21 protein-coding genes are annotated in these 26,701 nt (G+C 65.8%); 13 read left to right on the top strand and 8 right to left on the bottom strand.

The features are described 5' to 3' along the window. Positions 1-3 precede the first annotated feature (3 nt). The 3 genes from ACX80Q_RS08280 to ACX80Q_RS08270 all read left to right on the top strand — a co-directional run bounded on the left by ACX80Q_RS08280 (position 4) and on the right by ACX80Q_RS08270 (position 5,667). Positions 4-1,179, top strand: a complete 1,176-nt coding sequence (locus tag ACX80Q_RS08280) for an exonuclease SbcCD subunit D (RefSeq protein WP_459330050.1) — start codon at positions 4-6, stop codon at positions 1,177-1,179. Beyond that, positions 1,176-4,253 (top strand): AAA family ATPase, encoded by a 3,078-nt coding sequence (locus tag ACX80Q_RS08275; RefSeq protein WP_459330049.1) that lies wholly within the window; start codon positions 1,176-1,178, stop codon positions 4,251-4,253. The genes ACX80Q_RS08280 and ACX80Q_RS08275 overlap by 4 nt, the downstream gene beginning before the upstream one ends. 100 nt (positions 4,254-4,353) lie before the next feature. Beyond that, a complete protein-coding gene (locus tag ACX80Q_RS08270; protein ID WP_459330048.1) occupies positions 4,354-5,667 on the top strand; it encodes an MFS transporter in 1,314 nt (437 codons plus the stop codon). Here ACX80Q_RS08270 and ACX80Q_RS08265 read toward each other — a convergent pair. The 3 genes from ACX80Q_RS08265 to ACX80Q_RS08255 all read right to left on the bottom strand — a co-directional run bounded on the left by ACX80Q_RS08265 (position 5,660) and on the right by ACX80Q_RS08255 (position 8,777). Continuing rightward, positions 5,660-6,349, bottom strand: a complete 690-nt coding sequence (locus tag ACX80Q_RS08265) for a phosphoribosyltransferase (RefSeq protein ID WP_459330047.1) — start codon at positions 6,347-6,349, stop codon at positions 5,660-5,662. The two genes, ACX80Q_RS08270 and ACX80Q_RS08265, sit on opposite strands and share 8 nt — an antisense overlap. 65 nt (positions 6,350-6,414) lie before the next feature. Beyond that, a complete protein-coding gene (locus ACX80Q_RS08260) occupies positions 6,415-7,233 on the bottom strand; it encodes an alpha/beta fold hydrolase (protein WP_459330046.1) in 819 nt (272 codons plus the stop codon). An 89-nt stretch (positions 7,234-7,322) separates the two neighbouring features. After that, complete coding sequence (locus tag ACX80Q_RS08255; protein ID WP_459330045.1) at positions 7,323-8,777, bottom strand: amino acid permease; 1,455 nt, start codon at positions 8,775-8,777, stop codon at positions 7,323-7,325. 233 nt (positions 8,778-9,010) lie between these two features. Here ACX80Q_RS08255 and ACX80Q_RS08250 point away from each other — a divergent pair, with 233 nt between their 5' ends. The 6 genes from ACX80Q_RS08250 to ACX80Q_RS08225 all read left to right on the top strand — a co-directional run bounded on the left by ACX80Q_RS08250 (position 9,011) and on the right by ACX80Q_RS08225 (position 15,371). Then, positions 9,011-9,721 carry an NUDIX hydrolase gene (locus ACX80Q_RS08250; protein WP_459330074.1) on the top strand — a complete coding sequence of 237 codons (711 nt, stop codon included), beginning with the start codon at positions 9,011-9,013 and terminating at the stop codon, positions 9,719-9,721. Positions 9,722-9,794: 73 nt separating this feature from the next. Further along, positions 9,795-11,135: a quinolinate synthase NadA gene (nadA, locus tag ACX80Q_RS08245; protein ID WP_459330044.1), complete on the top strand. Its 1,341-nt coding sequence runs from the start codon at positions 9,795-9,797 to the stop codon at positions 11,133-11,135. Beyond that, complete coding sequence (gene nadB / locus ACX80Q_RS08240) at positions 11,132-12,838, top strand: L-aspartate oxidase (RefSeq protein WP_459330043.1); 1,707 nt, start codon at positions 11,132-11,134, stop codon at positions 12,836-12,838. Before nadA ends, nadB begins: the two co-directional genes overlap by 4 nt. Next, the gene (gene nadC, locus ACX80Q_RS08235; RefSeq protein ID WP_459330042.1) at positions 12,835-13,746 is read left to right on the top strand and encodes a carboxylating nicotinate-nucleotide diphosphorylase; all 912 of its coding nucleotides are present in this window, start codon (positions 12,835-12,837) and stop codon (positions 13,744-13,746) included. The genes nadB and nadC overlap by 4 nt, the downstream gene beginning before the upstream one ends. A 3-nt stretch (positions 13,747-13,749) precedes the next feature. Continuing rightward, the gene (locus tag ACX80Q_RS08230) at positions 13,750-14,949 is read left to right on the top strand and encodes a cysteine desulfurase family protein (RefSeq protein WP_459330041.1); all 1,200 of its coding nucleotides are present in this window, start codon (positions 13,750-13,752) and stop codon (positions 14,947-14,949) included. A 128-nt stretch (positions 14,950-15,077) separates the two neighbouring features. After that, positions 15,078-15,371, top strand: coding sequence for a DUF1540 domain-containing protein (locus ACX80Q_RS08225; protein ID WP_459330040.1), 294 nt, complete (start codon positions 15,078-15,080; stop codon positions 15,369-15,371). Here ACX80Q_RS08225 and ACX80Q_RS08220 read toward each other — a convergent pair. Both ACX80Q_RS08220 and ACX80Q_RS08215 read right to left on the bottom strand, forming a co-directional pair. Next, complete coding sequence (locus ACX80Q_RS08220; RefSeq protein ID WP_459330039.1) at positions 15,368-15,913, bottom strand: GtrA family protein; 546 nt, start codon at positions 15,911-15,913, stop codon at positions 15,368-15,370. The genes ACX80Q_RS08225 and ACX80Q_RS08220 overlap by 4 nt on opposite strands. Before the next feature lie 104 nt (positions 15,914-16,017). Continuing rightward, complete coding sequence (locus ACX80Q_RS08215; RefSeq protein ID WP_459330038.1) at positions 16,018-16,851, bottom strand: fumarylacetoacetate hydrolase family protein; 834 nt, start codon at positions 16,849-16,851, stop codon at positions 16,018-16,020. Between the two features lie 111 nt (positions 16,852-16,962). Here ACX80Q_RS08215 and ACX80Q_RS08210 point away from each other — a divergent pair, with 111 nt between their 5' ends. From ACX80Q_RS08210 to ACX80Q_RS08195, 4 genes are all read left to right on the top strand, one after another. Beyond that, positions 16,963-18,456, top strand: coding sequence for a M20/M25/M40 family metallo-hydrolase (locus ACX80Q_RS08210; RefSeq protein ID WP_459330037.1), 1,494 nt, complete (start codon positions 16,963-16,965; stop codon positions 18,454-18,456). A 105-nt stretch (positions 18,457-18,561) separates the two neighbouring features. Next, complete coding sequence (locus tag ACX80Q_RS08205; RefSeq protein WP_459330036.1) at positions 18,562-19,233, top strand: response regulator; 672 nt, start codon at positions 18,562-18,564, stop codon at positions 19,231-19,233. Next, entirely contained in the window at positions 19,227-20,990 is a 1,764-nt protein-coding gene (locus tag ACX80Q_RS08200; protein ID WP_459330035.1) for a sensor histidine kinase, read from the top strand. The genes ACX80Q_RS08205 and ACX80Q_RS08200 overlap by 7 nt, the downstream gene beginning before the upstream one ends. A gap of 130 nt (positions 20,991-21,120) precedes the next feature. Continuing rightward, positions 21,121-22,671 carry a carboxylesterase/lipase family protein gene (locus ACX80Q_RS08195; protein WP_459330034.1) on the top strand — a complete coding sequence of 517 codons (1,551 nt, stop codon included), beginning with the start codon at positions 21,121-21,123 and terminating at the stop codon, positions 22,669-22,671. A gap of 119 nt (positions 22,672-22,790) precedes the next feature. Here the strand turns inward: ACX80Q_RS08195 and ACX80Q_RS08190 are convergent, their stop codons facing one another. The 3 genes from ACX80Q_RS08190 to ACX80Q_RS08180 form a co-directional block, all read right to left on the bottom strand. After that, a complete protein-coding gene (locus ACX80Q_RS08190; protein ID WP_459330033.1) occupies positions 22,791-24,497 on the bottom strand; it encodes an amidohydrolase in 1,707 nt (568 codons plus the stop codon). Positions 24,498-24,527: 30 nt separating this feature from the next. Then, a complete protein-coding gene (locus ACX80Q_RS08185) occupies positions 24,528-26,099 on the bottom strand; it encodes an MFS transporter (RefSeq protein WP_459330032.1) in 1,572 nt (523 codons plus the stop codon). Positions 26,100-26,248: 149 nt separating this feature from the next. Further along, complete coding sequence (locus ACX80Q_RS08180; protein ID WP_459330031.1) at positions 26,249-26,701, bottom strand: MarR family winged helix-turn-helix transcriptional regulator; 453 nt, start codon at positions 26,699-26,701, stop codon at positions 26,249-26,251.

Below are 26,701 nucleotides of genomic sequence, written 5' to 3'. Positions count from 1 at the left end.
ACCATGAAGTTACTTCACACCTCCGACTGGCATCTGGGCAGGTCCTTCCACGGTGTTGGCACGCTCGCCGCCCAGCGCCGGTTTGCCGATCAGCTCCTTGAAACGGTCGCCATGGAGAACGTTGATGTGGTCCTGGTTGCCGGTGATGTCTACGACCGCGCACTGCCCAGCGTGGATGTTGTGAACCTCTTTGATGACATTTTGGCACGGCTTAATGCTGCCGGCGTGCAGGTGGTGGTCAGCAGTGGCAACCATGATTCGGCCACCCGGCTGGGCTTTGGCGGCCGGCTGCTGGAGCGCGCCGGCGTGCACTTGCGCACGCGGCTGGCTGACCTTGCCGTGCCCATCCTGCTGCCCCTGGCTGACGGAGACTGCGGCGATGGGCCGCCCATGGTGGCCATTTACGGCATTCCTTTTCTTGAACCGCGCCTGGCGGCCCAGGACTTGGGCGTGGAAAACCCCACGCACTTCAGCGTGACCGAGGCTGCCCTGAAGCTCATTGCGGCAGATCTGGGCACGCGCGCCCCGGGAACCCCCAGCGTGGTTCTGGCCCACACTTTTGCCAGCGGCGGGATCTCCTCGGCCAGTGAACGTGAACTGTCCATCGGCGGCGTGGGCGCCGTGCCCCTAGATCTTTTTGAGCCCTTCAGCTATGCGGCGCTGGGTCACCTGCACGGGCCCCAAACGCTGAGCCATTCGGTGCGCTACTCCGGTTCGCCGTTGCCGTATTCATTCTCCGAAGCCAGGCACAGCAAGGGTGCGTGGCTGCTGGAGATCACGGCTGCGGGTTTGGGGGAGGTGCGCAAGGTGGATTGGGCCCCGGAACGGCAACTGAGCATCCTCAGCGGCAAGTTGGAGGATCTGCTCGCCGCAGCCGATTTTAGCGAGGCGGAGGAGCATTTCTGCCAGATCACGCTCACTGACAATGACCGCCCCGAACTTGCCATGGAGCGGCTGCGCGGCAGGTTCCCGAACACGCTGGTGTTGATGTTTGCCCCGGAGTTTGTGCGCAGCTCTGACCAGCAGAGCTACGGCGAACGTATTTCTGCAGCGGCCAACGAGCTTGACCTTTGCTGCGGTTTCCTTGACCATGTGCGCCACCGGGCCGCGAACGACGACGAACAAATGGTCCTCCGCGACGCCCTGGCTTCCGTGCGGGCACAGGAGGTGTCCCTATGAGGATTCACCGTCTGGAAATCCAAGCCTTTGGCCCCTTTGCCGGCCGTGAAGTGGTTGACTTTGATGAATTGGGCGCCCAGGGCCTCTTTCTGCTCAACGGGTCCACGGGAGCCGGCAAGACCAGCGTGTTGGACGCCATTGCCTACGCCTTATACGGCCAGGTGCCCGGTGCCCGGCAGGGCGTCAACGGGCAGCTGCGCAGTCACCATGCGGCGGAGGGGGTTGGCCCCGAAGTCTTGTGTGAATTCAGTGCCGGCGGACGGCGTTTGGAGGTCCAGCGCAAACCCGAGTGGATGCGTCCGGTCAAGCGCGGCCAAGGCACCACCCGTGAGCAGGCCAGCACGCAATTGCGTGAGAAGACGGCTGATGGCTGGGAAGTGAAGTCCACCCGCAATGACGAGGCTGCGGCCGAAATTCAGGGGCTGCTGGGCATGACCATGGCCCAGTTCACCAAAGTGGTGCTGCTGGCCCAAGGGGACTTTGCGGCCTTCCTGCGCGCCACAGCCGAGGAACGCCAAACGCTGTTGCAAAAACTCTTTGGCACCGACATCTACAAGAACTTGGAAGTGAGCCTGGCCGCCGATTCGCGGCTTGCCAACAGTGATGTGGATGCCGGCCTGAATCAGCTGGCGGCAACAGAGCAGCTGGCCCGCAGCCAGGGCGCGCCCACCTTGGCTGCCGAGGAAGCGGCGCTCGAAGCGGAAGCCTGCCCGCCCCCTCAGGATCCGGATGCTGCCAGCATTGCAGAACTTGCCGGTCTGGAGCTTTTCGCCGAACTGGGCAGCCGGGTGGCGCTGGCCGTTGCGGCAGCGCAAAGGCGGGCGGGGCAGTCACAACAACAGCATGAGGATCTTGAGGACACCGTTCGGCAGGCGCAGGCCCGCAACGCCCGGCATACGGCGCTGGCAGCCGCAGTGCTGGAAGAAGGCAGACTGGCCGGGCTGGCCGATCAGGCCCAACAATGGCGCCAGCAGCAGGAAAAGCACCATGAAGCCCAGGTTCTGGCAGCGGTGCTGGATGCTGCCGTGAAAACCACGACCGCGGGCGATGCAGCGCGGGCATTGGTGGCCGGCGCTGCGGGCCGCTTCGGCGCCAATGAGGTGGCCGCGGCGTTGTTGGACCGGCCGGCGGAAACTGCCGGCATCAGTGCCTTGGAAACCGTGGACCGTGAGCTGACAACACAGTTGGCCGCCGTGACCGCTGCCTTGCCGGAAGAACTGCGGCTGGGTGAAAAAACCACCGCGCTTGCTGGCAACCGGGACGCCCTGGTTCTTGTCCTGAACCTGCAGGAACAGCAAGGCAATGCCGGTGCTGCGGCGAGGACGCGCCTTGCTGCGATCCGGGAACGGGCGGTGGAGCTGCGTGAAACGGCGCAAAGTGTGGACCTCACCCAGCAGGCAGCCCGGCAGGCGGCGGGCCTTGTTGAGACAATCAAGGACCACGCGGCTCAGCAACTGTTGGTAGCGCAGCTTGCCGAGGCTGATGGCACGGCACGTGAATGCGCGCTGGATGCCAAGGATGCCTGGCTTCAGGCACTCGACCGCCGGCTCAGTCAGGTTGCCGGTGAATTGGCAGCCACCCTGGTGGACGGCGAACCCTGCCAGGTTTGCGGCAGCACTGTGCATCCGGATCCTTCGCCCTTGGCCGGTTCCGGGACAGATCTGCCCAAGGTGGAGAAAGCAGCCAAGCAGGCCCATGAGCGGGCCGAGCAGCTGGCCGCTGCGGCACGGACAGAACTTGTCCAGGCCCAGGGTGCCTTGGCGATCCTGGTGGAACGCGGGGGATCGGGACGGCTGCAGGACGCACAAGATGCCGTGGTGGCGGCCACGGCGGCCCATGAACGGGCCACCCGGACTGTGGGCGAGCTTGCCGCCCTGACGGCCGACGCCGCCGCCCAGGAGGAATTGCTGGCCGCAGCGCAAACGGCCAGTTTGGCGGCAGCGGAACGTGCGGCATCCTTGGGGGCCACTATTTCCGCACTAGAGCAGGAACTGGCCGTCCTGGACGAACAGCTGACGCTGGCCCGTGACGGATACCCGTCATTGGCGTTGCGGCAGGCTGCCCTGGCACAGGCCCAGTTGCCCGCCGAGGAGCTTTTGCGCGCCGTCCGCCAACGCGCCACGGCGATGCAGGCCCAGGAAGCAGCCGCCGCCGCCCTGACCGACGCCCTGGCGGGATCGAACTTTGCCGATGTCGCCCACGTGGAGCAGGCACTGCTCAGCACCGCGGCGGCGGCAGCCCTGGACCAGGAGCTGCAGGACTACGCCAAGGCGGTTGCCGTCAACGCAGACAGGCTGGCGGCACCGGAGGCCGTGCTGGCCGCCCAGGAGGCCGCGGCCCAGGTTCCCGTGCCCGCCATGGCGGAACTGGCGGCCCTGGGCAGTGCCGCCAAGGACGCTCAAACGAAGGCGCGCGCGGATGCCCTGGCCCTGGGACTGGCAGCATCGGCGGCGGACCAGCTTGCCGCAACGGAACAGTCCTTCCGGACGCTGGAGGCAACAGTGGCGCCACTGCGTGAACGCGCCGCATTGTTGGCGGGGCTGGCTGATGCTGTGCGGGGATCCGGCGACAACAGGTACAAGATGACGCTGACCAGTTACGTGTTGGCAGCCAGGCTGGAGCAGGTGGCCCAGGCGGCGTCCCTGCGCCTGTCGACCATGAGTGACGCCCGCTATACCTTGCGCCACAGCGACGCAAAGTCGGGCGGCAACAGAAAATCGGGGCTGGGCCTGGAAGTGGTTGACCAGTGGACGGGCGTGGGCCGGGATACCGCCACCCTGTCCGGCGGGGAATCGTTCATGGCGTCGTTGTCCCTGGCCCTGGGGTTGTCGGATGTTGTGCAGCAGGAATCAGGTGGGCTGGACATGGAAACCCTCTTCGTCGACGAGGGCTTTGGCAGCCTTGACGAGCAATCCCTGGAGCAGGTCATGGACGCACTGGAGGGCCTGCGCGACGGCGGCCGGATGGTTGGCCTCGTCAGTCATGTCGCGGAGATGAAGACGCGCATCCCCATGCACCTGCACGTTTTGAAGGGCCGTAGCGGTTCCACCCTGACAGTGGGGGAGCGGGACTAGTTCCGGACCGGGCCAATCCCCACTAGACTGGATAGGTATTTGGGTTCGGTGCACCGGGTGGGGGGACGGTGCACGCATACTTTGAGCTGACCGGATACACATGACCTCCTCAATTTCCAGCCTCCCAGAACCCCTTTCCGCCCCTGAGCCGCCCGCCAGTGCCAACACAGCAAAGGGCGGCCGCTACGGCATGCTGCCCCGGCTGGCCGGTAGAAGCTACATCCCGCTGGGCTTGTTTGCCCGCGTTCCCTTGGCCATGCTCACCATTGGTGTGCTGACCCTCGTCACAGCCGTCAGCGAGTCCTATGCGATTGGCGGCTACGCCGCCGGTGCCGTGGGTGTTGGCGCAGCCATTGGCGCCCCACTGGTGGGGTACCTCGCCGACCGTTTCGGCCAAAAACGCGTCCTGCTCGTCTCCGCGGTGTCCAACGCTGTGCTGGTGTGTGCCGTCGTCGTCATGGCCTACAGCATTGGCGAATTCACGGTTCTTGCCACCGTGGCCATGCTGGGCGCGGCACTCTTGGCCGGGGCCAGCTCTCCCCAGGTGGGGCCGTTGTCGCGGGTGCGGTGGATGGCCCTGAGCAAGAAACTGCCCAAGAAGGAACAGGGCCCGCTGGTGGACACGGCCTTGTCCCTGGAAGGCACCGCCGATGAGGTGACCTTTGTGCTGGGCCCGGCCCTGGTGGGCCTGCTGGCGTCACTCGTGGCCCCGTGGCTTCCGCTGGTTCTGGCCGCCGCAATGACGGTGACCCTGGTGACACTGTTTGCCGTCCACCCCACCCAGGCAGCCGTCGGGGCGCGCAAGAATTCCGTCACAGGCAATGCCGGCTACGTTCCCGCCGAACCCATTAGGTGGCTACGCGTTGCCGTCCCGGTGCTGGGCATGGTGTGCATGGGGACGTTCTTCGGGTCCTCCCAGACAGCGCTGACGGCGTTCACGGGTGTTCACGGATCCGTGGATCAGGCCGGGCTCATGTACGCCATCATGGGTGCCAGTTCCGCGGTGGCCGCCCTCTCGGTAGCCTACTGGCCGGTTGCTTTCAGTCATGCCTGGCGCTGGGTGTTGACGGCCGGGCTGATGGCTGCCGGATCGTTGGCCTTCCTGCTGCCCGATTCCCTGGGCTCCATGGCCATTGTGCTGTTGCTGGTGGGCATTCCCGTGGGCCCCACCATGGTGACCATCTTCAGTGTGGGCAGTGTCATTGCCCCGCCGCAGTGGATGGGCACCGTCATGACGGCCCTGGCCAGCGGCATTGTGGCCGGCACCGCCCTGGGCTCCTCCATTGCCGGTTCGCTGGCCCAAACCGTGGGCTACCACACGGCGTTTCTGGTCCCCATTGCCGCCGCCGGCGCCCTGCTGCTGCTGGGTGTCATTGCCGCCCTGGTGCTGCGCCGCAGCGCCAGGGTCAGCTAGATCCGGGCCGCCCGGCCAAATCAGCCATCACTTGGGCATCGTCAAGCTGCCCAAAGTGCAGGTACACCTCGCTGACGGCATGCAACGCCGGCCACGGCTGCAGGCACGTCACCCCGTCCGCCAGGCCTGCCAGCTCCTGGCACGTGTGCGCCGGCGCCACGGGCAGGCACAGGTGGATGGTTGCCGCGCGTGCCTGGCGCAGCACCGCCATCGCCGCCATCAGTGTTGCGCCCGTGGCGGCCCCGTCGTCGCACAGCAGCACGGTGTGTCCGGCAACGGCGGGCTGGGGTTTCGTTACAAAGCGGGCCTGCCGGCGTTCCAGTTCGGCGCGCTCGGCGGCCTCAACGTGCTCCAGCCCGGCAACGCTGAAGCCGCTGTGGCGCAGACGCTCCACCATGGCCGGCAGGCGGATGGCCGCAGTGTCGGTGCCGTAGCGGGCCAGCGCCCCAAACGCCGTCTCGGGTGATCCCGGCACTCCCAGTTTCCTGACCACCATGACGTCCCAGGGCAGCTCCAGGCCGCGCGCCACTGCTTGTCCGATGGGCACGCCGCCGCGGGCCAGTGCCAGCACCACGGTGTTTGGTGCCCGCCGGAAGTCCGGCAGTCCCCGTACCAGGCGGGCCCCGGCGTCGTCCCTGTTGGTGAAGGGCAGCCACGGCGGGGGTTCTGCGGAATAGCCCATGCCTTCAGTATGCTCCGGCGGGGGTGGCGGCGCCACGGACCGGCTGCGCTGGCAGGACTCGTCGGCTACGCCAGGAAGGTGATGGCGGCATCCTTGAAGTCCCGCGAGGTCACAGCATTGTTGTGGGTGCGTCCGGGGATGACCAGCATGGCTGCGTCGGGGCAGAGCGCGGCCATGCCGTCCATGGTCGAGGCCCGCTCATCCTTTTCCCCGGCAACCAGCAAAACGGGCATGCGCGGCACCGCATCCGTGGGGTCAAAGGGTTCCATCTTGACCGCCTGGATCAGTGACATCAGCGCGAAGATGTCATTGGAGGGAACCAGCTGGGCCATGTTGAGCAGCCAGGCTGTTGACTCGTCGGCGATGGGGGTGCCGTCACCTAGGAAATTCTGGGCCGCGACAAGGTCAAAATCAGCCAGCGGGTCCGCCGGGTTGGGGCCGCCAAGGACCATTTTGCGCACCAGTTCGGGCTGGGTGGCACCAAATTCCCAGGCGAGCCGTGAACCCAGTGAATAGCCGATCACGTCGACTCCGCTGCGGGGGTCCCCGGGCACCAGCGGGCGTACGCCTTGGTCGAAGAGGAGCTGGAGAAGATCGGCGCGGATTTTCCCGGGCGTGTACGAGTCAAGGTCGTACGGGGAGGTGCTGCCGCCATGGCCGGGCAAGTCCACGGCAATGACGTGGCGTCCGGCATCGTTGAGTGCCTTGATCCAGCCGGTCTTGACCCAATTCAGTTCCACCGAAGAGGCGAAGCCGTGAATCAAGAACACGGCAGGCAGCGGGACCGGTGACGGGCTCTCAAAGACCATGACATTCAGGCCCGTGGCCCCGCCTTCCACACTGTGGGGAGCCGCCGTTGCTGTGTGCTTGCCTGGGGGAGTCATGGGGTGAACCTTTCCCGCAGCGGCCAGTGCCGCCGTCGTTCTTCAACAATAGCGAAAACTCATGCCCGGCGGGGCACTTTGGCGCCCGCCTAGGATGTGTGGCGGCGCGCCTGGAATCGTTGAGCCAGGGCACACACGACGGCGATCCCAGCCACCAGCGTGAACGTGCCGAACAGCTGGCCCCGGCTTCCCTCGCCCATGAAGCCCACAACAAAGATCGCGGCCAGCAGCACCAGTCCGAAGATCGTCAACGCGGGGAAGGCCTTCATGCGCAGGGGCAGAACGGTGCCGTCGCGGTCGGCGCGGCGCCGAAGGATCAGCTGGGACACCAGTGCGATGCCCCAGACGATCAGGCAGGTGGAGCCCACCAGGTTCAGCAGGGCGTCCAGGACCCGGTTCGGGAAGAGGAGTTCCAGGAGCACGGCGGCAAAGCCGAAGCTGACCGAAATCGCCACGGCGGCCAAGGGAACCTGGCGCGCGGTGGTGCGGGCAAAGATGCGGGGGGCTTCGCCGCGGTCGGCCAGTGAGTAGATCATGCGCGAGGCGCCATAGAGGTTGGCGTTCAAGGCGGACAGCAGGGCAGCCACGGCCACCAGCGTGATGGCTGTTCCGGCCCATTCAATCCCGGCGATGTTCAGCACGGCGGCGAAGGGGGAGCTGAGGTCCGGCGAATTCCAGGGGAGCACGGCGGCGATGACAAAGATGGAGCCAATGTAAAACACCAGGATGCGCCAGACCACCGTGCGCACGGCAATGGTCACGCTGCGCTGCGGATCGGCCGTCTCCGCGGCGGCGACAGCCACGATTTCCGTGCCGCCAAAGGCAAAGACCACCACAAAGAGTCCCGTGGCGATTCCCGAGAGACCGTTCGGGGCAAAGCCGCCGTTGTTGACGAAGTTGCCCAGCCCCGGTGACGCTGTCCCCGGCAGCCAGCCCAGCAGGAGCAGCGCACCAAAGACCAGGAACAGCACAATGGCGCCCACCTTCAGCAAGGCGAACCAAAACTCAAACTCGCCGTAGTTTTTCACAGAGGCCAGGTTGATCGCCGTGAAGGTGACCATGAAGATCAAGGTCAGCGCCCACACAGGGATGACGGGCCAAACACTGACCAGCAGGGCGGCGGCCCCCAAAGCCTCGGCGGCAATGACCACCACCAGTTGCAGCCACCACAGCCAGCCAACGGTGGAGCCAGCCACGGGGCCCATGGCCTTTTGCGCGTAGACCGAGAAGGCGCCGGAGTTGGGGTTGGCGGCAGCCATTTCGCCCAGCGCCCACATGACCAGGATGATCAGGGTGCCGGCGGCAAGGTAGGAAATCAGGACGGCCGGACCGGCCTCGGCCAGGCCCTTGCCGGACCCCAGGAAGAGTCCGGCGCCAATGGCGCTGCCCAGCCCCATCATGGTGAGTTGGCGTTGTTTCAGCGAATGGCCCAGGCCCGTGCTGGGTGCGCCGGGGTGGTCTTTCACGCCGGGGGTGCCTGAGGGGGCGCTTTGATTGGCACCTGTATCAACAGGCCCTGTGGGTGTAGGTTGTGCGGGGCTCATGGGGCAAGGGCTTCCTGGGTGTGGGGCATACCGCAAGGGCTTGGAATGCAGACGGCGCGGGCAACGGATTTCGAGTGCCCGCCCTAGGATTATCCCCCGAAATTCGCGGGAGTTTGTCATCGGCCTGTGCTGCGGATCACTCTGGACACTATTTGCCGATGCGGGGTTTGGGTCGTAAACTCAGTTGTAGTCAAGTTGACTATAACTAGTGTCAAGGAGTCGGGGTGGTGAAAATGCAGCAACTGGCCACGGGGGCCGCCAATGTCAGCGAGCGCATGGCGCAACCGCCGGCATTGGCCATTTCCACAGTCATCTTTGCGCTGCGGCCCAGCGAAGCCAGTGGCCGTCCCACCCTGTGGCTTCCCCTGGTGCGCCGCATTCGGGAGCCCTTCATGGGGCAGTGGGCGCTGCCCGGCGGTCCGCTGACCCAAGCCGATTCCCTGCAGGACGCGGCGGCCCGCAACTTGGCCGACACCACCGGGCTGGCACCGAACTACCTCGAGCAGCTCTACGCCTTCGGTGGCCTGCACCGCTCGCCCAGCCAGCGCGTGGTCTCCATTGTGTATTGGGCCATGGTCCAATCGACCGAGGCGGCCATGGCGAGGGAATCCGAAAATGTGAAGTGGTTCCGGGCTGACGAGCTGACCGAGCTGGCCTTTGACCACCAACAAATTGTTGACTACGCCCTCTGGCGCTTGCGCAACAAGATGACTTACGGTTCCATTGCCTACTACTTGTTGGGGGAGAAGTTCACCCTGGCGCAGGTGCGTGAGGTGTATGAGGCCGTGTTGGGCAGGAGTGTGGATCCTGCCAACTTCCGCCGCCAGCTCAAGCAGGCGGCGCACATAGAAGCCACCGACGAGTATCTGCAAGGCGGCAAGCACCGCCCGCCCAGGCTCTACCGCTACACCGGAGACACCTTCTCCGACTCGCCGGCACCCTAGCCGCCCCAGCAATCCCCAAAAATCCCAGCATTTCCCCTGTTACCGGACCAACGCCACCGCTACGGAGCACGCCATGTCATCTGTCAACACCACCATCCAGCTCATCACCCGTGAGGAAGCCGAGCGTGCGGGCAAGGCCGGGCGCGAGCAGTCCAGCTGTAGCACCGAGCTGTCCAAGGGCCCCTGGGAATTTGACTTGGCCGAGGCGCTCGCAGGCACTCCCGGCTACGGCCCCGGTGCCTCCAGCGAGGACACGGCACCCGTGGAGACCCCGCAGCAGGGCCAGCTGCCGCAGGAATACAAGGACGCCTCCGACGCCGAACTCAAGGCGCGCATCCTCAACGCCAAGGCTGAACTGGGGGAACGCGTCGTGGTACTGGGGCACTTCTACCAGCGCGACGAGGTGGTGGAATTTGCCGACTTTGTGGGGGACTCCTTCCAGCTGGCCAACGCGGCCAAGAGCCGCAGCGAGGCCGAAGCCATTGTGTTCTGCGGCGTTCACTTCATGGCGGAAACCGCTGACATGCTCTCCGGCAGCCACCAATCGGTGATCCTGCCCAACCTTGCTGCCGGCTGCTCCATGGCCGACATGGCGGACCTGCCCTCCGTGGAGGCGTGCTGGGCGCAGCTGGAAGAGCTGTACGGCACCGAGCCCGACGCCGAGGGCCGGGTTCCTGTCATCCCCGTCACCTACATGAATTCCTCAGCCGCGCTGAAGGCCTTCTGCGGCCAGCACGGCGGCATTGTGTGCACCTCATCCAACGCCTCAACAGTGCTGGAATGGGCTTTTGAGCGTGGCCAGCGGGTGCTGTTCTTCCCCGACCAGCACCTGGGCCGGAACACGGCCAAAGCCATGGGGGTTGCGTTGGAGAACATGCCGCTATGGAATCCGCGCATGCCTCTGGGTGGGAACAGCGAACAGGTCATGGCCGATGCCAAGGTGGTGCTGTGGCAGGGCTTCTGTTCGGTGCACAAGCGCTTCACCGTGGCCCAGATTGAACAGGCCCGGATCGACTTCCCCGGCGTGCGGGTGGTGGTGCACCCCGAATGCCCCATGGAGGTGGTGGACGCCGCTGACGAGGCTGGCTCCACTGACTACATTCTCAAGGCCATCCAGGGCGCCCCGGACGGCAGCACCTTCGCCATCGGCACCGAGATCAACATGGTCAACAGGCTGGCGGCGCAGTATCCGCAGCACACCATTTTCTGCCTGGACCCCGTGATCTGCCCCTGTTCCACCATGTACCGGATCCACCCCGGGTACCTGGCCTGGGTGCTGGAGGGGCTGCTGCGCGGTGAGGTGCTCAACCAGATCACCGTGCCGGAAGCCACCGCCGTCAACGCGCGCATCGCCCTGGAACGGATGCTTGCGGCCAAGCCCCGCCAAGCTCAAGCAACCGCGCCGCTGTCATGACAACGCGCAACTCGCACCTGGTGGTGGTGGGCAGCGGCATTGCCGGCCTCTACAGCGCGCTGCTCGCCGCCGAGGCGGGGTTGCGGGTGACGCTGCTCAGCAAGGGGGCCCTGGCCCACAGCAACACCCACTTTGCCCAGGGCGGCATCTGTGCGGTCCTGTCTCCAGGCGAGGCAGCCCCCGGGGACAGCGTTGGTGCGCACATTGCCGACACCCTCAAGGCAGGGGCCGGGCAGTGCAATCCCGAAGCCGTGCGCATCCTGTGCAGCGAGGCGGCAGCCGACATTGCCGCACTGGAGCGATTCGGCGTGGAGTTTGACCGGGATCCCGTGACCGGGAGCCGTGCGCTGGGCCTGGAAGGGGCGCATTCGGCGGCCCGCATCCTCCACGCGGGCGGCGACGCCACCGGGGCCGCCATCGCCGACGGATTGATCCGAGCCGTCCTCGACGTGGCCGCCCTGGGCACTCTGACCATTGAGGAAGGCGCGTTCATGCAGGACCTGCTGGTGCAGCGGGGCCGCGTGACGGGTGTGCTGTTCAGCCGTTCACACACGCCCGCTGAGGCTGTGGCCCTGACTGCCGACGCCGTCCTGCTGGCCACGGGAGGCGCAGGCCAGCTTTTCGAGTTCACCACCAACCCCGAGGTGGCCACGGCCGACGGCGTGGCTGCCGCATGGCGGGCGGGTGCCGTGCTGGCGGATTTGGAGTACTTCCAGTTCCATCCCACTGCCCTGGCCGTTGGCAAGAACTTCCTGATTTCCGAGGCCGTGCGGGGAGCCGGGGCCGTGCTCCGCGACGCTGCTGGCGAGGCCTTCATGCACAGTTACCACCCCGACGGCGAGCTGGCACCCCGCGATGTTGTCTCGCGCAGCATTGCCGCCCACCTGGCCCGGACCGGGCAGGACGATGCAGATGCGCCCAGAACTGTCTTCCTTGACGCCACGGCTGTGGAGACACTCCACGGCGCCGGATACCTGGCGGCGCGCTTCCCCACGATTGACGCCATGACCCGTGGGCTGGGCTTTGACTGGTCCCGGGAATGGCTGCCCGTGACGCCCGCGGCGCACTATTGGATGGGAGGGGTGGCCACCAGCCTCAATGCACAAACCTCCCTGCCCGGGCTGTACGCGGCAGGCGAGGTGGCCTGCACAGGCATCCACGGCGCCAACCGGCTGGCCTCCAACTCCCTGCTTGAAGGGCTCGTCTTTGGCCGGCGTGCCGTTGCCGCGTTTCTTGCCGAAACCCAGGACAGCGAAATGCAGGGTGCCACCGGCTGGCCGGAACTGCCCGCCACGGCCGCTGTGCTGACAAGCGCGCTCGACCCCGCAGCGCCGGCGGCAGGGCCCTTCAGCCGCGAGGACCTGCGCAGGCTCATGAGCGCTCACGCCGCCGTGGTCAGGGACGGGAGCGGCCTGCGCCATGCCCAAGCGGTCCTAGCGGGCTGGCGCTCGCAGTTCCTCCGCCAGGGCCCGGCGGGAACTCCCGTGGAGGCCGCCGAATCCTCGAATTTGCTTCTGGTGGCGGAGCTTTTGGTGCATGCGGCCCTGGCCCGCGAGGAGTCGGTGGGGGCACACTTCCGCAGTGACCAGCTAGGCGGCAACAACCAGCCCGCACAACCGTCCGCCTTCTGGGTTGATCCCCACGCCCGCCCCTTCACGGAGCAAACCAGCAGCCTTGCCGACCTTGAAAGTGAAACAGTATGAACGCGCCCCACGCAGCCCCGCCCACAGCCACAACAACGGCCCCGCTGCCAACCCTCCCGGCCACAGCCGTGGACACCATTTTGCGTGCTGCCTTCCTGGAGGATGCCCCCTATGGGGACATCACCTCAACCACTTTGCTGCCCGCCCAGGCCCAGGCCACGGCCTGGCTGGTTGCCCGGGAGCCGGGCATCTTTTCCGGCGGTAAGGTGTTCACAGCCGCCATGCTCCTGCAGGACCCGGGGGCCGAGGTTGAGCAGCTCATTGCCGACGGGCAGCATTTTGAGGCCGGCGCCCGGATCATGCGCGTCACGGGGTCGGCACGCGGTGTACTGACAGCCGAGCGCATTGCTCTGAACCTGACCCAGCGGATGAGCGCCATTGCAACCCAGACAGCCGCATATGCGGCCCTGATTGCCGGCTCCAAGGCGCGGGTGACTGACACCCGCAAGACCACCCCAGGGCTGCGCGTGCTGGAACGCTACGCCGTACGCTGCGGCGGCGGGCACAACCACCGGTTTTCGCTCTCCGACGCCGTCCTGGCCAAAGACAACCACCTGGCCGTGCTGACCGGGGGAGATCCGGGCAAACTGACGGCTGCCCTGCAGGGGGTCCGGGCACAGCTGCCGCACACCGTCCACTTCGAGGTGGAGGTGGACAGCATCGAGCAAATTGAGGCCGTGCTGGCAGCCGGGGTGGACACCATCATGCTGGACAACTTCAGCAATGAGCAGCTGGTCCAGGGTGTTGCCCTGGTCAATGGACGGGCCCTGGTGGAGGCCAGCGGCAACGTCAACCTGGGCACCATCGCCGCCATTGCCCAAACGGGTGTGGACATCATTTCCGTGGGCGCGCTGACCCACAGTGTCCGGGCCCTGGACCTTGGCCTGGACATCGCGATCGAGGCCTGAGCCATGATCTTCCTGGACGCCGCGGCCACCACGCCCGTGCGGCGCGAGGTCATTGAGGCGATGTTCCCGTTTCTGACCAACCAGTTTGGCAACCCCTCCAGCCACCACGAGCTGGGGGAGCGGGCGGCGCACGCCTTGGCTGCCGCCCGGGCGCAATGCGCGGGCATCCTGGGCTGCCATGCGGAGGAACTGATCTTCACCTCCGGTGGCACCGAGGCCGACAACCTGGCGCTCAAGGGCATTGCCCTGGCGCGGCGGGCCGCCGATCCCGCCCGCAACAGGGTTGTCATCAGCGCCATAGAACACCCCGCCATTGCGGACTCCGCCGACTACCTGCACCGGGTCCACGGCTTTGTGGTTGACCGCGTGCCCGTGGGCCCTGACGGCCTGGTGGATCCCGCGGAGTTTGCCAAGGTGCTGGGAGGCGCCACGGCAGTCAGGGACGACGCCGGCACTCACGTTCCCGGCGCTGATGTGGCGGTAGTTTCGGTCATGTACGCCAACAACGAAGTGGGCACGCTCCAGGACATTCCCGCACTGGCCAGCATTGCCGCCGGGTACGGCATACCGTTCCACAGCGATGCCGTCCAGGCGGCTGGTTGGCTGGATCTGGACGTCAACCGGCTGGGTGTTGACGCCCTGAGCATCTCCGGGCACAAGCTGGGGGCGCCCAAGGGTGTTGGCTTGCTGTTCTTGAAAGGTTCGGTGCCGCTGGAACCGCTGATTCACGGCGGGGGCCAGGAACGCGGCACCCGCTCGGGCACCGAAAATGTGGCGTTCGCCGTGGCCCTGGCCACTGCCCTGCGGCTCTCCGAGGGGGGCCGGGCGGAGTCCGCGAGCCGTGTCACAGCCCTCCGGGACCACTTCATGGACAGTGTGTTGGAGCGCATTCCCACAGCAGTCCTGACGGGTCATCGCAGCCGCCGCCTGCCCGGTGTGGCGTCGTTTTGTTTCCCGGGCACCAGCGGGGAATCTCTGTTGCTGGAACTTGAGCGGGCTTCCATCATGTGCTCCTCCGGATCAGCCTGCGCCGCCGGATCGGATGAACCGTCTGAGGTGCTGACGGCCATGGGTGTGGAACGCGCCGTGGCGCAGACGGCGTTGCGCTTCAGTTTTGGCGCGGACGTGGCCCAACAGGACTTGGCCCGGGCCGCGGATGAGCTGGTGGCTGCCGTGGCCAGGGTTGGCAGGCTGGGCAGCTGAGGCGCAGGGGCGGCGCGGAGCTGGAATTAGGGCAGAAAATTGGCACTAATTAGTTCACCGTGTTTGGGCGTACGGTAGGAGGAAATCGGGCCACGCGCGGCCGGATTACTTCACGCAAGGAGAGCATCATGACTGCCACAGTTCCCGTCACCGAATGCGCCGTGGAAAACTGTTCCTTCAACGACCACACCCATTGCGGGGCCGCGGGCATCACCATTGGCGGCAACACCGACCACGCCCAGTGCGCCACCTTCATTGACACAGGCGTTCATGGCGGACTGCCCAAGGTCCTGGCGTCAGTGGGCGCCTGCCAGCGCACGGAATGCATCCACAACGACCACCTCATGTGCGGTGCCGACTCGGTGCGGGTGGGGCCCGGGGCCGACAACGCCGACTGCCTGACCTACGAGCACGGCAGCTAGCGCAACGCCGCGGTTTCGCCGCCGCGCTGGTGCGTGGCGGCTGGCCGCCGAAGCCTGCGGAAAATCCAATACCGCATCATGAGGAAGCGGGTCACGGCAGAGGCAACATTGCCGGCCACGATGACCACCAACTCCACCAGAAGAGACGCTGTGGGCAACACCTGGTGCAAAACCCACAGGCTGCCGCTGGTGATAAAGAGCGCCAGCATCATGACCCACAGCCCGCGCCGTTGGTCCCGCCACCACAGCGCCCGGCCCGTGATGCCGAAACTCATGCGCCGGTTCAGGTCAGTGTTGAGCACCGAACACAGAACCAGTGAAATGGTGTTGGCCCATTGCAGGCCCAGCAGGGGGCGCAGGCTGGCAAAGATGCTCATGGAAATGACTGTGCAAATCACGGCAACCACGGCAAAGCCACGCAATTGCGCGGCCAGCACGGGGTACTTGCTCCACCACTGCCTGGGCACAACAAAAGCCCCGCTGGATGCTGTGCTGAGTGCAGGATCCTCGGGGGGCTGTTCGGTAGCTGCTTGTGTTGCCATCGGTAACCAATAATGCCAGCAGAACATCGCAGCACCCAATGGGCTGCATGGGTGTTGGCTGTGAACCACAGCCAACACCCATCACGGACTGCGCGGCTGGGGACTTAGACCCCGGCAACCACGGGGTTGCGGAGTTCGCCAATGCCGCCAACACGGCAAATGACTTCATCGCCCGGGGTGATCTGGCGGCACTCAGCCGGGAAGCCCGTCATGATGACGTCTCCGGGGACCAGCGTCATGAAACCGCTGAGGTACACGAGGATCTCAGCCACGCCCCAGCCCAGATCGTCACTGGAGGCAGCGGCCAGCTCCGTGCCGTTGTGCACAATGCTGATGGGCACGCCGTCGTCCGCCAGTCCAACAACAATCCACGGGCCCAGGGGTGTGAAAGTGTCCGGGCTCTTGGCGCTGATCCACAACTCATCGGACTTTTGGGCGTCGCGGGCGGAGACGTCATTGCCAATGGTGAAACCCAGGATAGCCTGGCGGGCGTTTTCAAGCGTCAAGTTGCGTGCGGGCTGGCCAATGACAACCGTCAGTTCGGCCTCGGGGTCAACATAGCCCACGGTGGGGCTCAGTTCAATGGCAGCGCCGGGGCCAACCACCGAGCTGGCGGCCTTGTGGAAGGCCTGCGGCGGCAGGGCGCGGCCGGGGGCGCCGGTGTTGTGCGCCATGCCGAAAACGTTGACGGGGGCACAGGGGGCCAGGAACGTGAACTGTTCCTCAGCGACCGAGGCGCCTGCGGCCCAGCCGGTGCGGGGGGCACTGTTTTGATTCGCGGCCGAGGTGGGGAACGGGGTCTCCACCAGCGTCCAGATGCGGCCCTCGGGGCTGTCAAAGTCGGCGGCGTCATTGCGCACAAAGAATTGCTCGGGCAGCGGCGCCGCCGCAGCGTCGAGGGGGCGGACACGGGCAAGGCGGTATGGGGCATCAGTCATGAGGACATCCTACCTCCAGGTGGTGCTCCTTGATAAGGACCGTCCACGGTGGGCGGCCCGTGGGGCGGTGGGCGGGGCGCGCTCACAGCCCCGTGGCATAGAATCCGTGTCATGCCTAATGGTTCAGCAATTAATCGCGCCCTGGCTGCTGCGGTGGGCGTGGGTGCCGCCGGTGCAGCAGCCGTCATCGCCGCGCGGGCTTACCGTGCCGGGGCAGCCACGCCGGCGCACGGCCTCGGTGCAGCCCCGCATCCCGGCGCGATCGGGGCCGAATACGCCCAAGACGCAGCGGACAAGCTCAGCGAATTGATCACCTTCCGCACGGTGTTCTCGCGCTTTCGCGACAGAATAGAACTGGAACAGTTCACCGGTTTCATCGAGGCACTGGAGCGCTTGTTCCCCGCCGTCCACGGGGAACTGGACCGGGAACTCGTCAACGGCCACGCACTCTTGTTCAAGTGGGCCGGGACCCGGGCCGACGCCGGCGCAAGGCCCACAGTGCTGATGGCCCACTATGACGTGGTTCCCGTGGATCCCCGGGACGAATGGACACACCCTGGCTTCTCCGGCCATCAGGACGGTGAATTCGTATGGGGCCGCGGTGCCCTGGACGATAAGGGTGCGCTGGTGGTGATCATGGCGGCCATCGAGTCCCTCATCACGGAGGGCCACAAGCCCGCACACGATCTCTACCTGTCCTTTGGCAACAACGAGGAAACGGCCGGGGACAGCGCCCAGGCGGCCGTTGACCTGCTGGCCAGCCGCGGGGTGCGGCCCTGGTTGGTCCTGGATGAAGGCGGTGCCGTGGCGTTGGACGCCTTCCCCGGGCTGAACGCGCCGGCGGCCGTCATCGGCGTGGCCGAAAAAGGCATTCTGGACCTGGAAATCCTCACCCGCAGTGCCGGCGGGCATGCCTCCACACCACCGCGCATGGGCTCCACCTCGCGACTGGCCCAGGCCATCGTGGCGTTGGAGGAGACACCGTTCCCGGCCTCGATGCCCGAGCCGATTGCCGAAATGTTACGACGCATTGGCACCCGCAGCGGATTCGCCATGCGCCTGGTGACGGCGAACATGTGGGCCTTCAAGCCGCTCGTCACTCAAGTTTTGGGTTTGGTGGGAGACGAAACCCGGGCGCTCACCCGAACCACGGTGGCCGTCACTATGCTGGAGGGCAGCAAGGCCGCCAATGTCCTGGCAGCCACGGCCCGGGCCAATGTCAACATCCGCATCGCATCCGGGGAGAGTGTTGATTCGGTGGTGGAGGCCGTGCGCGGCATCATCGACGATCCGTCGGTGCAGCTGACGGTCCGTTCGGGCCACAATCCCTCACCGATCTCGGCCTTTGACAACGAACAGTTCGCCTTGCTGAGCAGGGCTGTGGCCGCGTCCTACCCGCAAGCCGTGGTGACGCCGTACATCCAGAGCGGTGCCACGGATGCACGGTTCTTCACAGCCATCTGCCCGGCCGTCTACAGGTTTTCACCCCTCCTGATGGACGCCGGGGACCGGGCCAGCGTGCATGCTGTCAACGAAAAAGTGCGCGTCAGCTCGCTGGGCGCGGGCGTGGTGTTTTACCGCGAGCTGTTGGCCGGTCTGGCCTGATTCCTGCCGGCATTTTGGCAGGCCAGCTGCGGTGCCCCGGGTGGGTGCCGCGGGGACAGTGTCGCGCTGTCCTATCGGGCCCCTCATTCGTAATACTCTTGACCCATGGTGGATTCCGGTTGGACAAGGAGGGCGCTGGTCGTTGAGGACCAGCCGCTCATGCGCGACCTGGTGGCGCGGGCGCTGGAGGCAGCGAATTTTCAGGTGCGGGCGTGCGGCTCCTCGGCGGAGGCACTGGCCCTTTTTGACGGTTTTGACCCTGATGTGCTGGTGACGGACATTGAGCTCGGTGCGCGGCCCAACGGGGCGGAGCTGGCGGTCATTTTGAACCTTCGAGCCCCGCACTGCGCCATTGTTTTTCTCACGAACTATCCCAACGTGGCCTCGCTTCCGGCCATCCCGCCCGGTGCCACATTTGTGAACAAGGCCTGCGTGGATTCGGTCGACGGGCTCATCCTCGCCGTCAACGCCACACTGTCTGACGCCAGTTTGACCATCGTCGCCGGCCCCGAGGCAGCCACGGAGAAGGTTGCGGCACTGACCCGGGTCCAGCTGGACACTCTGCGCCTGATTGCCGAGGGCTGGTCCAACGCGGAGATCGCCAAGCAGCGCAGCAGCAGCATGCGCGCCGTTGAAAAGGCAGTGGCCCGCACCTTCGAGGCGTTGGGGCTCAACCGCAGCCCCACAGTGAATCCGCGAGTGGCTGCGGCGACGCTCTATGCGCGCAGCTTCGGACTGCCGGCGGATGCGGAGCCGGCACCCTCAGAAACGTGCTGATCCGGACTCGCATCAAGGCACGGCTGCCGGTCTTTGCCGGCCCCCACGTACTCAGCCTCTGGTCATGGCTCCTCAGCCTGCCCATCGCGTTGACGGTCATGAACGGGTTTGCGCAGTCGCCATCCTGGGAGGGAGGTGCCAGGGGAGCGGCCGTGATCGCCCTGGTCCATCTGGCGCTTGGAGTGCTGGGCATGGTTCTGCGGTGGGCCGTCCGCCTCCCGGCGCGCCCCGGCGGCCGTGCAGCGGGCGCACTTGTGGCCTTCGCCGTACTCGGGGCCAGCCGCCCGTTCCTGATCCTTTGGGCCTCCCCGCCCTTGGGGGTGCCGCAGCTGAACGAGGGCCTGCTGGTTCGCGTGCTGATCAATGTTGTGACGTCAGTGGTGGTGCTTTCGGCCATCGCGTTGTTGGTGGATTCGGTCCGCCAACACAGAGCCATTGCCTCACGGCTGCGCACGGCGCAGGCAACCATTGAAATGCAGCGCGGCTTCGATGAGGAGCGCCTGGTCGCCATCCGCCGCAACTATGCCAACCAGCTGGAGAAGAGCATCAACGCCGCGCTAGCTGCCCACCCGGTGGAGACGCTGGACCGCCACGAGGCATCCCGGCTGCTACGCTCCATCTCCGATGACGTGGTCCGCCCCATGAGCCACACGATCTTTCACGACGAGACACCCTGGAGCGCGGGGCCCGCCCCGGCCGCCCCGGCCATCGAGGACACACGGCTGCGCGAGCTGCTGGGACTTCTTCGGCCCGCACCACCTGTGCTTCCGGTGCTTTTGTTTGGCACACTGGCCATGGTTTACCTCTACACGATCTACGGCCCCGTATTCACGCTGCTGCAGTTGGGTGGCGGGGCGGCACTGCTGATGGCGGGCAACATGGCAGCCATTGCGCTGGCCCGCCGCGCCAGGGGTCCGCTGCCTAGAATTCTTGCCATGGTGGGCTGCTATACAGCCGGAGCTGCTGCCTCCACCACGCTGACCTGCCTGCTGCAACAGTCCTTCGGGTACCCGCTGTACTTTTATTGGTCCTCGGTATTCTTCTACCCCCTCACTGCCTGCGTTGTAGCACTGCTTCGGGCCGCCGGCCGGCGCAGGGCGTTGGGGGAGGCGCGGCTGGCGCACTCGCTGTCGGAGCAACTGCGACTATCCGACCGTGTACAGCAAAAGCTCCTGCACCTGCGCCGCCAGATAGCGCACTTCCTGCATTCCAACGTCCAAGGGGAGCTCGTTTCCGCGGCGCTGCTCCTGGGCGGCGATGACCGGGACGGGCGCACACTCACAGAATCCGTGCAGCTTGCGGCCGTGGTGACCGGAACGCTGGCTCGCCTGCAACAGGAAATGCTGGCGGAACCGGAGCGGGATGCTGGCGCGGCTGCGGCCCGCATCGGTGCCCTGTTGGACACCTGGGGCCACGTGGTGGTCCTGTCGCAGGATATTGACCCGTCCATCTGGACCCTGTGCGAGGCAGCCCCGGAACGGGCCGACGCCCTCATCGACGTTCTCTCCGAGGGGTTCACCAACGCCATCAGGCATGGCCGCGCCCGGGATATTGCGCTGCGAATCTGGGCTGGGCCCGTTGTCTGGGGCGAGGACGGGTGGGCTCCCGAATCCATTCACGTCACGGTTTCTTCCCCGGGGCGGCTGCGCCGGCCCCTAAAGTACGGGCTTGGAGTTGCTGGCCTGCAGCGCCTAGCCACCACGGTTTCCTTGGAGGAGCACGATGCCAGGGTGGTTCTGGCCGTGGTGCTTCCGTAGCTGCCCAGCCGGAGGTCCGTGGCCGCGGAAGTCTGAACAACCGAACCTGACCGCCGGGCCCACACAGGGCCGCCGTAGCATCGGTGAGAGACGCCAGATCGGCGCCGTGACCTAAGCAAGGGAACTTACCATGACACTTTCCTCACCAGCTGGCAGCCTGATTCACACCAGCGACGGACCGGTGCGCGGGACCACCGACGGCCCGGTTTCGGTGTGGAAGGGCATACCCTACGCGGCTGCTCCGGTCGGAGCCCTGCGTTTCAGGGGTCCTCAGAAACCCCAGCCATGGCAGGAACCCCTGGATGCCACCGAGTTTGGTCCCTGTGAGCCGCAGGGACGCAACGCTGTCATTCCCCTGGGGGCTGATGTGCGCATGGATGAGGACTGCCTGTCGTTGAACATTTGGTCACCCTCCGGTGGCAAGGCAAGCAAACCTGTCATGTTTTGGATTCACGGCGGCGCCTACTTCCGTGGTGCCTCGAGCCAGCCTTTGTTTAACGGCCGGGCACTGGCGGAGAACGGGGACGTGGTGGTGGTGACCATCAACTACCGCATCGGTGTCTTCGGTTGGGTTGACTTTTCTGCCTTCAACACGCCAGAGGAGACCTTTGAGAGCAATGTGGCGCTCCGGGACATGATTGCTGCGCTGAGGTGGGTGCGGGAGAATATTGCCGCCTTTGGCGGTGACCCCGAACAAGTGACGGTGTTTGGTGAGTCCGCTGGCGCCGGCGCGGTCACCACCTTGATGGCAGTGCCCTCCGCGGAAGGACTCTTCCACCGGGCCATCGCCGAAAGCTCACCGGCCACCTCCGTATACAACCTCAACCGTGCCAGTAGTGTTGCCTCACGGTTCCTGGATCTGCTCGGTGGCGGCAGCCAGGCAATGGGTAAATTGCGCACCCTGACCGCCGCGGAGCTCGTGGAAGCATCAGATGCGCTCTTTGCTGCCATTCCGGAGGAATCTCCGGGAACGCTGGCGTTTGCCCCCGTGGTCGACGGCGATTTGCTGCCGGAATACCCTGTGGCGGCATTCCGGCGGGGACACGCCCACCGCATCCCCCTGCTGATTGGCACCAACAAGGACGAATCGGCGTTGTTCAAACTCATGAAGTCGCCCCTGATGCCGATCGACGCACCCACCATCAACTCCATGTTTGCCCAGATCGCCAGGGAGAACCCGGAGCAGGAAGTCCCCGATGCGCAGCAGTTGGAACCGGCGTATGAGGGCCTGTCCACCCAAAAGACTGGTCTGGGGATTACCCGGGACTTTGGTTTCCGGATGCCAACCCTGTGGATTGTTGAGGGGCACAGCCGCTATGCCCCCACCTGGCTCTACCGCTTTGACTACGCACCTGCCGCGCTCAAGGCACTGGGCATCGGAGCCACCCATGCAACAGAGTTGGCTTATGTGTGGGGGGGCATCAGCCACAGCTTTAAGGACATCACCTACAAGCTGGGCGGGCTGCGGACCGCCCGGGCAGTATCGGCGCGCATGCAGCACCGCTGGCTGGCCTTTGCAACTGCGGGGGAGCCGCAGGGCCTGCCGGGGGAACCGAACTGGGAAGCCTACGAGGAGCAAAACCGGGCCAGCCTTGTCATTGACAGCAATGACAGGGCCGTCAACGACCTCGACGTGGCGCTGCGAGCCGCCTGGGGCGATGACGTGGTGGCGTTCCGCTAGGCCGCGGCGGCTGTGCCGGGCAATTGACGCTTTGCCCGGATCCCCCAATGCAATCCGGGCAAAGCAACAATGAAAGGCACCGGGAGCGAACGCTCCCGGTGCCTTTGCAGTTCAGCAGCTCAGCAGCTGTGCTGCTTGTGGGCCAAATGGCCGTGCGGCTCGGGATCTTCGTTCCGGGCTGCGGCCAGGAACGCCTGAAGGTCTATCCGTTCACCACCCACCCAGGTGCCGTTCACGGTTGCCAGTTCCGCCAGCCTGTCCGCCTCCACCGCATAGGGGTCAGCGGCAAGTTCCACAAAGTCCGCGAGCTTGCCCGGGGTGATCGAGCCAATCAACTGATCCCGGTGCAGGCTGCGTGCGGCATTGATGGTGTGGGCACGCAAGGCGGCATCAACACTCACGCGCTGCTCCCCGCCATGGACCAGCCCACTGCGGGTGCGTCGCGTGACGGCCGTCTGGACATTGAGGATCGGCGTGGGCGGGGACACCGAGCCGTCGTTGTGGAAGGAAACACAGGCACCGGATTCGAAGGCATCCCCGAACGCCTGCCACCGGGCGCCATGCTCGGGCGCGAACATGCCGCCGTCGAGCAGGTCACCCCAGTAGTAGTACTGGAACGGCCCCATCGAAATGTGCACGCCAAGCGCTGCCGCACGCTCAAACTGTTCCTTGCTCCCGGCCCCCACATGTTCAATGCGCCAGCGGTGGTCGGCGCCCAGCAGGCCGTGCCGGACCAGGGCCCCCTCGTAGGCGTCGAGGGCGAAATCGATGGCGAGGTCACCGTTGGCGTGGAAGGCCAGCTGCCAGCCCAGGGGCGCGCACTCGTCCAAAATGGCGTCCACCTCGGCCCGGGTGTAGTTCATCGACGATGCCCCGCCGGCTGTTTTCGGGTTGATCCCGGCCAGCTCGGTCACGGCGCCGTCGAGGTAGGGGAAGGAGATGGCAATGTTGCCGATCCACGGCGAGCCGTCCGTCCAGAGTTTCACGCCTTGCTTGAAAAGCAGTTTCGGGGAGGCCGTGAACTCCACGTCATCGGCATAGCCGCCGGAGGTGGAAACCTGCCACATGCTGACCCGGAGCGGGTTGGAAGGCAAGGTGGCGAGTGTCTCGTAGCCTTCATGCAGGTCGGCGGAGTAGCTCATGTCCGAGGTCGAGGTGATGCCCGCGCGGGCCATCAGCGCATAGTATTCGGCGGCGCTGGCCAGCACGTTTCCGCCCAGTTCCGTCAGCAGCGGGCCCAGGACCAGGGTGTTGGCCGGGACCTCGTAGGCGACGCCGTTGAGGTGCCCGTCGGCGGTGCGGCCGAAACTTCCGCCCACCGGATCCTGCGGCGGGACAGCGTCCCAGCCGTTGGCGGCCATCAGGGCGCTGGTGAAGTAGGTGGCATGGCCGGAGTTGTCCACCACCACTGCCACGCGGTTCCCGAAAATGGCGTCCAGATCGGCCGCTGTGGGGGCCGGGCGTCCGTGCAGCAGCGCGTCGAAACCGTTGAAAACCAGGGCAATGCCCGGTTCCGTTTCGGCGGCGGCCCGGGCAAAGATCGACTCGACGTCAGCCCACGTGGGTGCGTCCCACGGGGCGATCGACCGGGCGGGCGCCTGGGTGGAGACGCCGCTGAAGAAGGGGTGGCTGTGGGGTTCCACGAACCCGGGCATGAGGACCGTGGCGCCCGTGTTGACAACTGTTGCGCCGGGCAGCGCACCCTGGCAGTGCGCCAGGGTGCCAACGGCAATGATGGTGTCCCCGGAAACGGCCACAGCGGTGGCGCGGGGGACGGCGTCGTCCATGGTGATGATGTGGTCGGCGGTGAGAATCTTATCTTTCAAGTCGGTGCTCCTTAGGTGGTGCGGTGCAGGCTAGTTGGCAGCTGTGGCGGGTGTGGCTGTGACGTCGGGGTCGATCCCCAGCAGTTCCTCGGAGGACATCCCGGCCCGGGGCGAGCGGAGGTTCAGGTAGACAACAATCCCGGCCGCGACAACCACCGCGGCAGCAATCAGGGACGTCCAGACGAAGGCCTGGGCGTAAATCCCGGCCAGGACATCGTGCGGGATTTTTGCCAGGCCCGCGTTCTTCGTGGTGCCGCTGGCAAGGTAGGAGGTGACGTCATCCCAGGCGCCGTCGCCGGACACGGCCCCACCGCTGGCGCGGTCCACCCCCTTGAGGGTGAAGATGCCCACCAGCACGGTGGTCCCGGTCAGTCCCAGGGAGTAGCCGAACTGGCCCACGGCGGTCTTGCTGGAGGTCACGGGGCCAAAGAACCTGGCAGGTGCCAGGCGCAGGAAGAGCGTGCTTTGCAGGATGGAGACCATGGCAATGCCAAAGCCGCTCAACAGCAGGGTGGGCACAAAGATCAGGTAGGGGGAGGTCGCCTTGACCAGGAACAAGGAGACGAAGGAGAGCGCAATCAGCCCGTAGCCAACACCGGCAATGACGGTGTTGGGGGTTCCGCGCTTGATCATCCCGCCAGCGACGACGGCGGAGAACACGGCCGTAACCACCGTGGGTAGGGCGGCCAGACCGACCAAAGCCGTGGGCATGTGCAGGATGTACTGCCAGTAGTTGCTGGACATCTGGCTGGCGGCCGAGCTGGCAAAGTTGTAGAAAATACCCATGACCACGGCCGCCAGAAATGCGGGGTGGGTCAGTAGTTTGACCGGGAACACCGGAGATGCGGCACGGCTGGCATAGATGCCAAAGGAGGCAAGGGCTGCGATGCCCAAGACGATGGGCAGCCAGAACGCCGGGGACCCGATCCCGCCGCCGGCTGCACTGATGCCCAGCAGCAAGCCAACCACACCCAACGCCACGAGCACCATGCCCAGGTAGTCAGGCCGTCCTGCAGCCACCTTGGGCACCTTGGGCAGTAAACGCAGGGCCAGGGGGAAGGCCACGAGGGACACCACCGGCAGAATCAGGTAGGCCAGGCGCCAGTTCACGGCAGCGAGCGGGCCGGTCAACACCACCACCATGAGGGGGAAAACGGTGTTGGCAATGTTGAATTTGGCCAGTGCCGGGCCCCTGTCGCCTTCGGCAGCCACGTCGCGGATCATGCCGTACGCTGCGGCGAAGGTGATGCCCAGGGCAACACCGGAGATGACACGGCCCAGCAGGAACAGCAGCGAATCGGCGCCCAAGGCCGTCACCAGCTGCCCGGCTGCCGCGAGCAGGAGCGAGAAGGCCAGAACCTGGCGGCGACCCAGGCGGTCTGCCAGAACGCCGCCGGGGATCACCGTCGCAGCCAGTGCGAAGGTGGAGATGCCGGCGGCCAGCGCCTGCAGGGATGCCGAAAAATTCAGCTCATCCGAGGCCTTGACCAGTGTCAGGGTGGAGATGAGCGGGTCGGAAACCTGGATGGCACCCAGGAGACCCAGGAGGAGCACCTGCCGTGACGCCGAATTTTTTGTTCCCGTTGCTTCTTGTGCAGACACTGGACTCCTCGCGGATCATTCACCAACCGCGCCGAGATCTGTGGGGAAACAGGGGTCATGCGGCGCCATCTCCCTCTGCAATTGCGAGTTTACGTTCGGGTCATGGCGCCTTCAGAGCCTGGTTCGGGTATTGCGACGTGCCCCTTCCGCTACCGCCCGGCCACCGATTCGCGCAGCTTGCCGGCCAATTCCAGCAGGGTGCGCATCTCGTCGTCCGTCAGCGCGGTCTCCATGATGTCCAGGATGTTGTGGACATGGGCCCGGCCCACTTCCTTCTGCAGCGCCGCACCGGCCTCGGTCAAGCCAATGAGCACCCCGCGCCTGTCGTCCTCGGCCGTCTTGCGCCGGATCAGGCCCCGAGCCTCAAGCCTATCCACCATGCGGGAAATGCTGGGCTGGGTCAGCAGCACGTTGTCGTTGAGTTCGTTCAGGCGCAGCCATCCCGAAGGGCAGCGCGACAGGTTGTACAGCACGTCATACTCGCGGCTGCCCAGCTTCTTGAAGTTCGGTTCCTTGTGGAGTTCGCGCATGACGGCCACCTGGGAGCGCAGTAGCGACTCCCAGGCGTCAGTGGCGAGCCGGCGGTGTGCTGCGGCAGACAT

It is taken from the genome of Arthrobacter sp. HLT1-20 (assembly GCF_054510895.1).
This window is presented reverse-complemented; position numbering and strand designations above follow the sequence as displayed.

Coding starts and splice junctions, on each gene's coding strand:
- ACX80Q_RS08280 (WP_459330050.1), top strand. CDS start 4: ATGAAGTTACTTCACACCTCCGACTGGCATCTGGGCAGGTCCTTCCAC.
- ACX80Q_RS08275 (WP_459330049.1), top strand. CDS start 1,176: ATGAGGATTCACCGTCTGGAAATCCAAGCCTTTGGCCCCTTTGCCGGC.
- ACX80Q_RS08270 (WP_459330048.1), top strand. CDS start 4,354: ATGACCTCCTCAATTTCCAGCCTCCCAGAACCCCTTTCCGCCCCTGAG.
- ACX80Q_RS08265 (WP_459330047.1), bottom strand. CDS start 6,349: ATGGGCTATTCCGCAGAACCCCCGCCGTGGCTGCCCTTCACCAACAGG.
- ACX80Q_RS08260 (WP_459330046.1), bottom strand. CDS start 7,233: ATGACTCCCCCAGGCAAGCACACAGCAACGGCGGCTCCCCACAGTGTG.
- ACX80Q_RS08255 (WP_459330045.1), bottom strand. CDS start 8,777: ATGAGCCCCGCACAACCTACACCCACAGGGCCTGTTGATACAGGTGCC.
- ACX80Q_RS08250 (WP_459330074.1), top strand. CDS start 9,011: ATGCAGCAACTGGCCACGGGGGCCGCCAATGTCAGCGAGCGCATGGCG.
- nadA (WP_459330044.1), top strand. CDS start 9,795: ATGTCATCTGTCAACACCACCATCCAGCTCATCACCCGTGAGGAAGCC.
- nadB (WP_459330043.1), top strand. CDS start 11,132: ATGACAACGCGCAACTCGCACCTGGTGGTGGTGGGCAGCGGCATTGCC.
- nadC (WP_459330042.1), top strand. CDS start 12,835: ATGAACGCGCCCCACGCAGCCCCGCCCACAGCCACAACAACGGCCCCG.
- ACX80Q_RS08230 (WP_459330041.1), top strand. CDS start 13,750: ATGATCTTCCTGGACGCCGCGGCCACCACGCCCGTGCGGCGCGAGGTC.
- ACX80Q_RS08225 (WP_459330040.1), top strand. CDS start 15,078: ATGACTGCCACAGTTCCCGTCACCGAATGCGCCGTGGAAAACTGTTCC.
- ACX80Q_RS08220 (WP_459330039.1), bottom strand. CDS start 15,913: ATGGCAACACAAGCAGCTACCGAACAGCCCCCCGAGGATCCTGCACTC.
- ACX80Q_RS08215 (WP_459330038.1), bottom strand. CDS start 16,851: ATGACTGATGCCCCATACCGCCTTGCCCGTGTCCGCCCCCTCGACGCT.
- ACX80Q_RS08210 (WP_459330037.1), top strand. CDS start 16,963: ATGCCTAATGGTTCAGCAATTAATCGCGCCCTGGCTGCTGCGGTGGGC.
- ACX80Q_RS08205 (WP_459330036.1), top strand. CDS start 18,562: ATGGTGGATTCCGGTTGGACAAGGAGGGCGCTGGTCGTTGAGGACCAG.
- ACX80Q_RS08195 (WP_459330034.1), top strand. CDS start 21,121: ATGACACTTTCCTCACCAGCTGGCAGCCTGATTCACACCAGCGACGGA.
- ACX80Q_RS08180 (WP_459330031.1), bottom strand. CDS start 26,701: ATGTCTGCCGCAGCACACCGCCGGCTCGCCACTGACGCCTGGGAGTCG.